The sequence below is a fragment of the Actinomyces sp. oral taxon 171 str. F0337 genome (genome assembly GCF_005696555.1).
GTDB classification, from domain to species: Bacteria; Actinomycetota; Actinomycetes; order Actinomycetales; family Actinomycetaceae; genus Actinomyces; species Actinomyces oris_E.
In genome coordinates, this window is sequence record NZ_CP040005.1 from 2,728,884 (window position 1) to 2,741,320 (window position 12,437).

General features: G+C 67.5%; 8 protein-coding genes. 2 read left to right on the forward strand and 6 right to left on the reverse strand.

What is annotated here, in order from left to right:
- Window positions 1-124: 124 nt before the first annotated feature.
- From FBF36_RS11680 to FBF36_RS11690, 3 genes are all read right to left on the reverse strand, one after another.
- Window positions 125-3,160: a LamG domain-containing protein gene (locus tag FBF36_RS11680; RefSeq protein ID WP_009398599.1), complete on the reverse strand. Its 3,036-nt coding sequence runs from the start codon at window positions 3,158-3,160 to the stop codon at window positions 125-127.
- Window positions 3,161-3,617: 457 nt separating this feature from the next.
- Window positions 3,618-4,295, reverse strand: a complete 678-nt coding sequence (locus FBF36_RS11685; RefSeq protein ID WP_225792360.1) for a hypothetical protein — start codon at window positions 4,293-4,295, stop codon at window positions 3,618-3,620.
- A 140-nt stretch (window positions 4,296-4,435) separates the two neighbouring features.
- The gene (locus FBF36_RS11690) at window positions 4,436-5,974 is read right to left on the reverse strand and encodes a hypothetical protein (protein ID WP_034493564.1); all 1,539 of its coding nucleotides are present in this window, start codon (window positions 5,972-5,974) and stop codon (window positions 4,436-4,438) included.
- Window positions 5,975-6,655: 681 nt separating this feature from the next.
- Here FBF36_RS11690 and FBF36_RS11695 point away from each other — a divergent pair.
- Window positions 6,656-7,789, forward strand: coding sequence for a DUF1972 domain-containing protein (locus tag FBF36_RS11695; protein WP_009398604.1), 1,134 nt, complete (start codon window positions 6,656-6,658; stop codon window positions 7,787-7,789).
- The gene (locus FBF36_RS11700) at window positions 7,786-8,946 is read left to right on the forward strand and encodes a glycosyltransferase family 4 protein (protein ID WP_009398605.1); all 1,161 of its coding nucleotides are present in this window, start codon (window positions 7,786-7,788) and stop codon (window positions 8,944-8,946) included. Before FBF36_RS11695 ends, FBF36_RS11700 begins: the two co-directional genes overlap by 4 nt.
- 170 nt (window positions 8,947-9,116) lie before the next feature.
- On the opposite strand, the gene FBF36_RS11705 is transcribed toward FBF36_RS11700, so the two are convergent.
- The 3 genes from FBF36_RS11705 to FBF36_RS11715 form a co-directional block, all read right to left on the reverse strand.
- Window positions 9,117-10,022, reverse strand: coding sequence for a NodZ family protein (locus FBF36_RS11705; protein WP_009398606.1), 906 nt, complete (start codon window positions 10,020-10,022; stop codon window positions 9,117-9,119).
- Between the two features lie 70 nt (window positions 10,023-10,092).
- Window positions 10,093-10,827: a CDP-alcohol phosphatidyltransferase family protein gene (locus FBF36_RS11710; RefSeq protein WP_009398607.1), complete on the reverse strand. Its 735-nt coding sequence runs from the start codon at window positions 10,825-10,827 to the stop codon at window positions 10,093-10,095.
- Window positions 10,828-10,995: 168 nt separating this feature from the next.
- On the reverse strand, window positions 10,996-12,255 hold the full coding sequence (locus tag FBF36_RS11715; RefSeq protein ID WP_009398608.1) for an oligosaccharide flippase family protein: 1,260 nt from the start codon (window positions 12,253-12,255) through the stop codon (window positions 10,996-10,998).
- Window positions 12,256-12,437: the final 182 nt, after the last annotated feature.

The following is a 12,437-nucleotide window of genomic DNA, read 5'->3' on the forward strand; positions in this document are numbered from 1 at the left end:
TGTCGGGGATTGGCCACCTCTTGGACGCCAGGGCCGCGGATACAGCACGTACCGGAACGGGGCGGGCCGGGAAGATCCTGAGTCCTTCCCGGCCCGCCCCGCATGCGCGCAGAGCTCGAGGGCGTCAGCGCTGCTTGATGGTGACCTTGTCGACCGCCAGGGTCACGGTCTCCGGTCCGGCCGACCCGGACATGTAGGTGGTCAGCCCCACAGTGCCGGCCTCGTTGAGGGTCTTGTCGTTGTCGACGACCTCGATCCCCCACTCGGCGGGCTCGGAGTCACCGGCCCAGAGCTTGGTCTGGATGTTGGTCGACTCCGCGCCGTCAACCACCATGCGCAGGTGGAGCGGCTGACCGGCCGTGTAGGGCTGCGTCAGCACGTAGGAGCCCAGGGAGGTCTCACGGCCCTTGACCACGCGCGAGACCGTGATCATCGGGTTGCCGGCGCTGCCGATGCGGACCGTGGCCTGGTACTGACCGGCCTTGGTCGTGCGGGCGGCGTAGGAGATGAAGGCGCCGTTCCCGGAGGGCACCGCGTCCAGGGAGAAGTCGACGACGGCGTCAGTGGAGGTCGACTTGATCGGATCGGAGATGATGGACGCCGAGGAGCGCGGACCGGCCATGGCGATCCGACCGCTGGTGCCGTCGGCGGAGAATGCCGCGGCGTTCCAGGTGGTCTTCCACTCACCGCCGGCCTTGGCCTTGCCCCAACCGCCGTTCACGCTGCGCTCGAAGGAGTCGTCCAGCAGGGCGCTGCCCTCCTCGGCCTTGTCCTTGCCGGCACCGTCCTTGCCGCCGTTGTCGTCGGCCTGGACCTGCTTGCCGGTGGCCGCGGTGTAGTGCTCGGCGATCTGTCGTGCGGACAGCGGCGTGCTGTAGACGGCGGCCTCGTCGATATCGGCCTGGATATTGGTGTTGGAGGGCTGGCCGTTGACCCCGCCGAGGGCGTCCCCGCCGATGCGCCAGTAGCCGGAGTAGCTCTGTCCCTCGGTCATGGAGCCGTCGAAGGCGGCGAGATTGCCGTCCACGTAGAGCATGGCGCCAGTGGTGGGGCTCATGGAGGCCACGATGTGGTGCCACTGCCCGTCGTTGTAGCTCTTGGGAGTCGTGATGGTCGTCAGCTTGCCCGGGTAGAGCATGAAGCTGAGCGTGCCGTCATTACGCATGTACACCATGCGGTCGCGGCTCCACGACTGGTTGGTCGAGGAGGAGCCGTAGCCCATGATCTCCCCGCCCGAGGTCGAGGTCGTGCGGACCCACGTCTCCATGGAGAACGCGGTGGGAGCCTGGGAGGCGACGCGAGTCGCGGCATGCGACTTGTTCGCGCTGTCCGAGGTCAGGCCCAGCGAGGCTCCCGAGCCCAGGACGGACTGGCTTCCGCGCTTGTAGGCCTTGCCGCGGATCGTCAGATTACGCTGGGCCACGAAGTCCTCGGCCTTGTCGCCGTCGGTCTCGTCGAAGGACCAGTAGTGGGCGGCACCGTCGGCCAGGATGCGAGCACCGTACTTGCTCAGGCCCTGGCCCTCACCGGCCTTGACCGTCACCCAGTCCGAGACCGTGGAGGCCCCCCACTGGTCAGTCACCTGGACCCGATAGCGGTGGGTGGTTCCCGGGTCGACGACGTCGGTGGCGCTGAGATCGGAGCGCTCCCAGAAGCCGGCGCTCACCGTCTGGCTGGTGACCGGCTGGCCGTTCATGGAGTCGCGGTAGACGTTGTAGGTCAGGGCCTTGTCGTCCCTGTCCCAGTTGGCCTTGAAGGACAGGGAGACGACCCCGGCGCGCGGTGAGGAGCCGGTGACCTTGAAGGCTCCGCCCTTGTCCATGGGGCCTTGCTTGTTCGGGGCGATGTCGCGGCGGGCGAAGCGCACCAGCCCCTGCTGGGCGGTGCCGTTGACGGCCAGGAACTCACCGCCGTAGACGACGTACTTGTCGTTGCCCTCGACGGTCCAGGTCGCCTGGATGGCGCCGGAGATCTTGCCCGGCGTGAAGTCGGGGTAGAAGTTGAGGTTGGTGGTGGCGTTCTGCCCGGCGTAGCTCTTGTAGCCCGCGGCGCTGTTCTCCTTCACCGTTCCGGTGGCGGCGTTCGTGTAGGCCACCGCGTTGTGGTAGTGGTAGGAGACGTCCGGGAAGCCACCGATGTTGGAGCAGTCGTGGGAGTGGCTGGCGGCGTAGACGACGTCGCCGGCCGGCAGGACGTCGTAGGAGTCGCCGTGGCAGTCGGCCATGTAGTCGATGTCCCCGGTGGTCCAGTTCAGGCGCATGACGCCTTCGAAGGTGCCGAGCCGGGAGTAGCTCGCCGCGTACAGGCCCTGCTCGTCGGCCTTGACGCTCATGACGGAGGCCTCGGCGCCGGCGCCGCGGACCACGCTGGAGACGTTGTTCTTGCGCAGGCTGCCGTCCTTCTCGAAGACGGCGATCCCGTGACCGGGATTGTCGCTGCCCTCGACGGACTCGAAGGCCCCGCCGATGGCCACGGCCGAGCCGTCAACGGCTTCGACGATGCTGCGCACGTAGTAGTTGTCAATCTTCGGTGCGAAGTTGGTCAGCTGCTGGCTGCCCAGGTTGAGCGCGGCGACGCGCTGGCGGGCCGAGGAGTTGATCTGGGTGAAGGCCCCTCCGATGTACAGCGTCTGCCCGTCAGGGGAGACGCTCAGGGCCTTGACGCTGCCGTTGGCCGAGGCGGCCAGCGGAGAGCGCTGACCGTCTGAGGCCCTGACCGCTCCGACGCGCCAGGCCGTCTGATTATTCAGCGTCGTGAACTCGCCACCCAGGTAGAGGGTCTGGCCATCGGCGGAGGCGGCAATGGTGTTGATGGTGCCGTTAGTGGTGGGTGCCCAGTCGACGATCTCACCGGTGTTGATGTTGTAGGCCATCGCGTTGCCGCGCGGTGACTCGTTCTGACCGGCCGGCGATCCTGCCGGCCTCGCCGAGGAGAACTTTCCGACGACGTAGACGATATCCCCGACCACGACCTGGTCCCAGACAATGCCGTTGATCTGGGCGGTGGGCAGGGCATCGGCGGAAACGGTGCTGGGCGTACCGGCGGCACCGGCGGGAGCCGGGTCCGCGGCGGCGGGAGATGCCGGAGCGAGCGTGACGGCACCAATGGGAACAAGAGCCGCGGCCAGCAGGCCGCTCAGGAGTCGGCGGGGGAGCTTCACAGGTATTCCATTCAGAACATACTCAGATCACGGACACGCAACCTTACGAATGGCTGGTATTCCGCGCCCGGCCAGGGTCGACGGGCGCGCTTATCGTACACCGTCAACAACTTGCTCACCGCACTTTTGGTGCACACCACAGGACGGAACCATCCCGCAGCACACCGACCCTTCGCTCACATGGCGCCATCATCCAGGCGTTTCAAGGAATCGAGTCGCCCATAAGCCTCTTCCATCGGAACCACCTTCCATATAGACACGGATCAGGTTGCCTTGAGGGCTGGTGCATCTCATGTCACGGCGAAGCAACGGTCGAGAGCTTTCAGTCAAGTCGCCCGAGCGGGTCGCCCCTCACGCCAGGGCGCCGTCCGTTGCTCATGAAGGTGAGCAACGGACGGCGCCTGGATTGCAGACAAGAACGAGGGCGGCCAACGCCCTGAGAGGAACTCGTCCTGAGTCAGCCGGCAGATCCCCGGAAGGTTGCGGCCCCGCGACCCGCACCCAGGTCAACGACGATCTTGACATTCCCTCGCCCCTCCGCCGGGATGACGAAGGCGCGATTCACGGTCACCGTCTCACCGGCTGCGAGCGAGGACGGCACCGCATCCGAGGCCGAGATGATCTCGCTGGCGGGAGTACCAGCACCCTCGCCGTAGTTGACGGTGGTGGACAGCACACTGGCCAGCGGCAGGTCCTGGCTGGACCTGTTCGTCACCGTTACCGGGATCAGGACACCGGCGCCCCCCACCTCACCGGGCGCGCTGGCGAAGTCTTTCGCCTGCATCTGCCCCAGAGAGATCACCAGGTCCCCGTCGACGCGGACCGATTTGTCCAGACCCACTTCGGGGTACTCGTCCTTCGACAGGTCGCCGGTCTCAACGGCCTTGGGATCGATCGAGGAGGCGTCCGGGGTGGAGACATTGTCCGAGGGCGACGGAGGCGCCGCCGTCGGCTTCGCGGTCTGTACCGTGGGCGTGGCGACGTTCGAGGGGGCGGCCTGAGCCGAGGCCGAGCCACTGGCAGAGGCAGCGGCAGAAGGGCTGGCAGTGCTCTGGGACTTTCCGCCTCCGCAGGCGGCCAGCCCCAGGCCCAGCACCAGGACGGTGGGGAGGATCAGCATTCGGGTTCGAGACACGTGCTGAAGCGTACGACCTCCACCGTGCGCAAGACCGCCCTCAGCGACCACTGAGTTCGGGAGCACACCACCACCGGCCATAGAACCGGATCGTTCAGGGGATAAGCCACGACGATCCACAGACCCGACGGGCCTCATGGTCACCACCACCACCAGCCGCCACCCTGGTTGTTCTCCCGGTCATCCTGGTCCCAACCGTCCTGGTTGTCCCAGTCGTCCTGCTTCTTCTTGTCCTTCTTCTTGTCCTTGTCCTTGCCGTTGTCGTCGTCCCCGTTGTTGCCGTTGTCGTTGCCGTTGTCGTCCCCGTTGCCATTGTCCCCGTTGCCGTTGTTGTTGCCGTTGACGTCACCGGGACGGGCCGCGTTGACGTCGCCGCCACTCATGGAGAAACGGACGATGCCCTGCTGCTTGGTGCCGTTGACCGCGATGAACTCACCGCCGTAGACGAGGTACTGGCTGTTGCCCTCAACAGTCCACACCGCCTGGCTCAGGCCGCTGTAGTCGCCGATCTGGAACCCCGGCAGGAAGCCGTTGTACTGCGTGGGGGCCGGCTGACCCTGGTAGTCGCTGTATCCGCTGGCCGTGTTGGAGCCCACGGTGCCCGTCGCCGTGCTGGAGAAACCGACGGCGTGATGGTAGACACCCTCGTTCGAACGATCAGCGAAACCACCGATGTTGCTGCAGTCATGGGTGTGGCTGGCGATGTAGATGACGTCGTTGGTGGGCAGCACGTCATAGGTATCGCCATGGCAGTCGGCCATGAGATCGATGTCCCCCGTGGTCCAGCTGGCACGGAACATCCCCTCGAAGGCCCCCTCCTGGGAGTAGCCGGTGCCGTACAGACCTCGGGAGTCCGATTTGAGGCTCATGATTCCGGAGTTCGGCCCCGCGTTGCGGATAACACTGGAGATGTTGGTCTGCCGCAGGGATCCGTCCTTCTCCAGGACGGCCATGCCGTACCCCTCGGAGGACCCGCCCACCGAGGTGAAGGAGCCGCCGATCGCCACTGCCGAGCCGTCGGGCGCCACCGTGATGGCGCGGACCAGGGAGTCATCGACCTGGGGGGCGAAGTCGGTCACCTTGTTCGTCTTCAGATCCACCGCACCAGCACGCTGACGTGACGAGGAGTTGATCTGAGTGAAGGAGCCCGCTATGTACAGGGAGGAGCCGTCAGGCGAGAGCTCCAGATCCCAGACCGACCCGTTGGCCGACGCCCCCAGCGGCTTGCGCTTGCCGGCAGCGTCCACCGCCGCCACTCGATAGGTCGTCTCATCGTTGACGGAGGTGAAGTTACCACCGAGGTAGATGGTGGACCCGTCGGCCGAGGCCTCGACCGCGGTGACCCTGCTGTTGACCTGGGGCGCCCAGTCCAGCAGCGCGCCGGTCGTGATGTCGAAGGCCATGGCGTTGTATCGAGGAGACTCGTTCTCACCGGCGGCAGCACCGGCCGGACGAGCGCTCTTGAACTCCCCGACGACGTAGACGGTATTGCCCACAACCGCCTGATCCAGGACGATGCCGTCGACCTGAGCGGTGGGCAGTGGCTGCGGCGAGGCCAGAACCGTCTGCCCCGCAGCAACAGCCGTGGGGGCGATAGTGGGGGCGACGAGCGCACCAAGAGCGAGGGGGAGGGCGATCAGGATCGCCCCCACACTGGAGACAGCACGGGAAGGATGCACGAGTGCTCCGTTCTTAAGACGTGAGGGAACCTGGGTAGGTGGCGCAGTATGACGGGGCGGTCCCGCCGCAACGAGACCGACGCCAGTCACGAGGTTATTACAGGGGTAACGTTTTGATAACGCTTCCGAGAACCTTTGTTCCGCCTCCCACTGTGCAATCAATCACTCATCGCACGGAGCGGCACCCCTACCCACTTTTCTCACAGATAGCCTCTCATTAACCAGCACTGGGTTCCATACCTGATTCTTGACCGGAATGCTCAGCCTGTACCCAGGTGGTGTGGACCAGTTGAACGCGCCCTCCCCACCGTAGACCCGGCTCATCGCCAGCGCGCCGTCCTGACACTGCGCTCCAGGGAGCCGGAGGTATTAGCGGCATGACTCATTCGATGCGTGCCGGCAGCCACCTGCCTCTAGACTCCTGACCGAGTGCGCCGGGCGCTCGCGACGCAACGAGTCCGCAGGAACCTGCGAGCTCGGGGATGAGAGCCCCATAGCCTCATCATCACCGCCATCACTGTCATCACCGCCTCCCCCGTCACCCTCGTCGATGTTCCTCCGCCATTGCCGTGACCGGTGGCCGCATCGAACGGGATCATTGGTTCCCATCCCTTGCCGGCTCCGCCGCCCTTCGAAAGGACTCCGTTGACTGCTGTGAACCCGGACAGGCTCCGAATCGCCATGATCGGGACGCGAGGCGTCCCCGCCCGCTACGGAGGTTTCGAGACCGCCATCGAGGAGGTCGGACGACGCCTGGCCGACCGCGGCCACCAGGTCCTCGTCTACTGCCGAAACCCTGAGCCGGACACCCCGCTTCCCCGCACCTACCTGGGGATGCGACTGGTCGAGCTGCCCTCGGTCAAGAACCGCAGCCTGGAGACCCTGTCCCACACTGCCCTGTCGGTGGCGCACCTGCTGCGCCGCACCCACCCGGACGCGGCCTTCGTCTTCAACGCAGCGAACGCCCCCTTCCTGCCGGCCATGCGCGCCGCACGCGTTCCGGTGGCCACTCACGTCGACGGCCTGGAGTGGCGCCGCGGCAAGTGGGGCCCCACCGGTAAGCGCTACTACCGCGCGGCCGAGGCGCTGGCCGTGCGCTACTCCGACGCACTCATCGCCGACGCCCAGGGCATCGCCGACTACTACACCGACGAGTTCAACGCCCCCACCGATCTTCTCTCCTACGGGGCGCCCCGTATCTGCGCCGACACCTCGCGCCTGGCCGAGCTGGACCTGACTCCCAAGGGCTTCCACCTGGTCGTGGCCCGCTTCGAGGTGGAGAACCACGTCGACGTCATCGTGGATGGGTACGTGCGCTCCGGGGCCACGCTGCCGCTGGTCGTCGTCGGATCGGCCCCCTACGCCGACGACTACACCGCCCGCATCGAGTCCCTGGCCGACGGCAGGGTCCGCCTGCTCGGCGGCCTGTGGGACCAGGAGCTGCTCGACGCCCTCTACTCCGGAGCGCTGGTCTACTACCACGGCCACTCGGTGGGCGGCACGAATCCCTCGCTCCTGCGAGCCATCGGCGCCGGGGCCGCGGTGGACGCCTTCGACGTCTCCTTCAACCGCGAGGTCCTGGGCGAGGCCGGACGATACTGGACCTCACCGGATGAGGTGGCCGCCCTGGTCGTCTCCGCCGAGTCCGACGTCGAGGCCCAGGCCGTGCGCGGCGACGAGTCCCGCGAACGAGCGGCCCTCTACGACTGGGACGAGGTGGCCTCCGGCTACGAGGCCCTGGCCCGACGTCTGGCACTCGAGGGCCCCACCCGCCATCGCCCCTCCGGGCGCCGCACCGGGAAGGTGAGCTGGTGAGCCGGGGCCGGGCGGATGGCGCCCGGGTTCTCGTGGCCCACCCCTCCCCCGACCTGTACGGCTCGGACTGGCAGCTGGTGGAGACCATTCACGGACTCATCGAGACCGGTCACGAGGTCCTGGTGGCTCTGCCCCAGGACGGCCCCCTGGTCGGGGTGCTGCGCGACGCCGGCGCCCGCGTGGCCGTCATGCCCTTCACGGTCCTGCGCAAGGCCCTGCTGAGCCCCACAGGTCTGACGAAGCTGTCCGCGCAGGCAGCCCCGGAGATCGCCCGCCTGCGGGCAGTCATCCGCGCCAGCCGCGCCGAGGCGGTCCTCACCAACACGGTGACGATCCCCTGGTGGCCGGTGGCCGCGAGCGCGGCAGGCATCCCGGTGCTGGCCCATGTGCACGAGGCCGAGGACACCCAGCGTCGGGTCATCCGCGCCGGGCTCAACGCCCCGCTTCTGGCGGCATCTCGGATCGTGGCGAACTCCGGGGCGGCCCGCGACGCGCTCCTGGACGCCCAGCCGCGCCTGGCCTCGCGTACGGAGGTGGTCCATAACGGAGTCGCCGGACCGGACCGGCCTCTGGAGCCGCTGCGTACCCGGCGGCCCGGCGACTCCTTCCGGATCGCCATGGTGGGCCGACTGTCCCCGCGCAAGGGTGTGGACGTGGCTCTCGATGCCGTCGGGCTGCTGCGGCGCTCGGGGGTGGACGCCTCCCTGAGCGTGTGCGGCTCGGTCTTCCCCGGCTACGAGTGGTACGAGGCCGAGCTGCGTGAGCGCGCCGGTCAGGATGATCTGACGGGGCACGTCGAGCTGCTGGGCTATGTGCACCCCACCTGGCCGGTGCTGGAGGCGGCCGACGCCGTCGTCGTGCCCTCCCGGGCCGAGCCCTTCGGGAACACCGCGGTCGAGGCGATGCACGCGGCCCGACCGCTCGTGGCCTCTCGGGTCCAGGGCCTGGCCGAGGTCGTCACCGACTCGGTGACCGGCCTGCTCGTGCCTGCCGACGACGCGCAGGCCCTGGCCTATGCCCTCGGATCCCTGGCGGCCGACCCGGAGCTGGCCGGTCGACTGGCCCAGCAGGGCGAGCGCGAGGCTGCCGAGCGGTTCTCCGTGGCCGGGTACCGCGCCACCATGACCCGGATCGTCGACGAGCTCCTCAAGCGCTGAGACCCTGGTTCACCGGGGCGTGCGGGATGGATGCTCGAAGGCGTGGACGGGTCTCACGGGAACGCCGCACGGAGGGGGCGGCGCGGATGGTTGCCGCAAGCGCCTATCCCGCCCGACCCCGCCGCGATCCCACCGACGGGCATCGGGCCCGCTGACCGAGCCGCGCGACGTCAGCGTCGGGCGGGGCGCAGCGGGTCCTCGGCCAGTCCCAGGGACAGGCTGAGCTCGCCCTCCAGGGGCTGGTCGGGCCGCTCGAAGGGGACGACGCCGTCGCACAGGAAGACGGCCATCTCCACGAAGCTGGAGAAGGAGGCTCCGATGAGGTGCTGGGAGCTGGCCAGCAGGTAGAGGTCGATCAGGCCCGAGCGCACGCCCTTGACGGTGTTGTATCCGCCCTTGTCGGTCAGGAAGACGCAGCCGTCGAACTCTCCGGCCAGCTGCTCCTGGGCCTCGGGGGTGTCGCAGGACAGGAAGAAGGGGACGTCGGGATGGTCGGCGCGGATCTGGCGCATCCGGTTGGCGAACCACTCCACCGGTGAGGACTCGATGGTCTTGGCGTGGGAGACCGCGTGGGTGCGCACCTGGATGCCGACGTAGGGGCGCCCCCGCAGGTGGGTGTCATAGATGGAGCGGACCTCATCGGCGATCTCATCGACGGGGGTGAGCTCGCGCAGCCGCTCGGTCCAGGGTCGCGGCCCGGTGGGTGTGGCCCCCTTCTCGGCTTCTCCCCTCCAGGCCGGGTCCTCCCAGGTGACGGGCAGGCCGTGGGAGTGGATCTGCCACAGGTGGCGGCGGCGCAGCTCCGCGGTGATCCGGACGCCCTTGGGCTGGCGGTACCGGGCCAGGGGAAGGAGCGCCCGGGAAGTCAGACGCGACACCGACGTGCCCCCTTCGAAGCGCCACAGCTCATCCATCCGGGGGCCGAAGTACTCGTCCGTGCTCCACACGTAGTAGAGGTCGCGGCCCTCGACCCGGGCGAGCTCCTGGGCGGACAGCAGCGCGCGCACACGGTTGCCCAGTCCGTCCTTGCGTCCCGTATAGACCAGTAGCGCCTTGCGGCCGGTAAGCAGAGACATGAGATTCCTTAACAGAAGGTTGAGAGAGGATTGGTGGCGATCTCGGCGGGAGTGCCGGCGAGGCGATGAGCTACTGGAGGTCGTTGCGCAGGTCGCGGTACCACTTGGGCAGGGCCAGAGCGACGTAGCCCACGTACCCCAGGAGCATGATGCCGTACACCCACAGGAAGACCGTGGGGGCGAAGCGGGTCATGAGCACGAAGCACATGAGCCCGTAGTCCGTGGGGGCCGACAGGACCGACTTGATGATGCCGGGACGGGCCTCGTCCTTAGCCAGGGGCGTCCCACCGTGATAACGCAGCTGATAGGTCAGAATGTAACTGAAGAAGTGAATATTCTGAACCGCTCCGAAAGCAAGCGGAATAAGCAGAACCGGGGGCGGTAATTCCGCAAATCGGAACAGTGAGATCGCAATGGCTCCATGAATTGTCGAGAGCTTAATAACGTCTGCGACATGGTCGAGCCATTCACCGGCTTTCGAGCCGCCATTGCGCAATCTTGCCAACTGCCCGTCAGCGGCGTCGAGGGCGTACCCGAACATGAGCAGCAGGGCGGTCGCCACAGCGGACACGACCGTAGGACGCCATAGGGCGATGAGAGCGATGCCGCTGTAGGTGCACAGTGCCGACAGGACCGTCACCTGGTCCGGGGTCGCGCCCAGCCGGTGGGCTATCGCGGCCAGGACCCGGCCCGCGGGGCGGTTGATGATGCGGGAGTAGAGGGGGGCACCGGCCTTGGACTTCTGAGCCCGGGACAGGGCTCTGATGTTCTCGGCGATGGTGGGGGAACCAGCAGGGGAGCTCATGAGGCTTCTCCTTGAGTGGGGCCCGGGGAACCGGGCCGGGTCGTGGACAGATAAGGAACGGCGGATGAGACAGTCAGGGAACGTCGGGCAGCGATCGAGTGCCGGGACGCGGCGCCGACTCCCGGGCTGCATGAGCCGGCTCGGTGCCGCCCGCCGACGAGGAGGGAGTCACTGCTGCGCCAACTCTCGACGGCGCCTGGCCACGTCTCGGCGCACCCACCAGGCATACGGGAGGATCTGGCACAGGATCACTGAGATCACCGAGCCCAGGATAGGTCCGGCGGCGTCGAAGGGCCCAATGAGGACCCAGGAGACGGCGAGGTTCATCGGCACCAGAACGAGGACTGGGATGACCTGGAACTGCAGTCCGCGCGGGTCGGTCATGTACATGCCCAGCGGCTGCTTACCGGCCTCGACGGCGACGTAGGCGGCGAAGGCCCATACGAGTACAGAGGGCAGAACGACCTCGCCTCCGGACATGACCCGAGCGGCCCAGGGCGTGATGGCGACGAGGGCAAGAGCCAGGAGGAAGCCGCCCCCGCTGAAGGCGATGGCCGGCTTGAAGGGACTCTCGATGCGTTTGTCGGCCCGAGCTTTGGCGAACATGGGCCACATGGCGACGCCGGCCGCCATGACGGTCTGGGTCAGCATGTTGAACAGCCTGTTGGCCAGGCCGTACTCAGCCAGGGCTTGGGACTGACCCAGGTGGGACAGGAGGAGCTGGTCGGTCTGGAAGGCGATCGGGATGGCCAGGGACTGGAGGAGCTGAGGGCCCGCGGTGTTGACGATGCGAACCCCTCGCACGCTGCGCAGATGCGGCACATCCTTGAGGGCCTCCCTGAACAGGGGGCGGGTGGCGCGCCAGGCGACGACGATGCAGATGACCGACACCAGGGCGTTGGCGATGTAGGAGTAGATGGACACGGCGTTGCCGCGCCCCAGGCCGGTGACGATGGCCAGCAGCAGGAAGCAGGACATGGCCGGGGAGACGACTCCCTGGCTGATGACCTGCGTGGCCGATCGCCCCAGGCCGATGATGACTCGCTGCCCCACGGACAGCGGCAGGGCCGCGGCGTAGATGATGAGGCAGACGGTGACCGTGGGCCCGCCGCCCTCCATGAGCTTGTCCCCCAGCAGCCAGGGCCAGCCCCCCAGCAGCATGACGACGATACCGATCGTGCTGATGGCCAGCGCGGAGCCGAGCAGCACCCGGACGGCGGTGGTGATCGTGCGTCGCACGGTCGAGTCGTGGGCCGGGTCGCTCGAGCTCGCCACCGTGTTGAGGATGACCGCGCCAATGCCCAGGTCGGTGAAGGGCATGAGGGTGGGGAAGGTGGCCAGCAGGTTGTACTGGGCGAAGGCGTCGGCCCCGAAGTGCCTGATGATGAGACTGGTGTTGACCAGCCCGAAGACGCCGGACACCCCCATGACCACCACTTTGGCCACGGCTGTGGTTCCCACAGACGACCAGCTGGCACCCGACGACGATCCGCGCTTGAGGACCCCGCCGAGCCGCGGCAGCGACGAGCGGCGAGAGGCCCGGGGCGAGGCCGTCGCAGCACCCGCCTCAACCATCGAGGCACTTGCGGCGCCTGAGATATCCGCAGATC

Excerpts from the sequence above, each read along its gene's own strand:
- FBF36_RS11695 (WP_009398604.1), top strand. The coding sequence starts at position 6,656 with ATGATCGGGACGCGAGGCGTCCCCGCCCGCTACGGAGGTTTCGAGACC.
- FBF36_RS11705 (WP_009398606.1), bottom strand. The coding sequence starts at position 10,022 with ATGTCTCTGCTTACCGGCCGCAAGGCGCTACTGGTCTATACGGGACGC.
- FBF36_RS11710 (WP_009398607.1), bottom strand. The coding sequence starts at position 10,827 with ATGAGCTCCCCTGCTGGTTCCCCCACCATCGCCGAGAACATCAGAGCC.
- FBF36_RS11715 (WP_009398608.1), bottom strand. The coding sequence starts at position 12,255 with ATGGGGGTGTCCGGCGTCTTCGGGCTGGTCAACACCAGTCTCATCATC.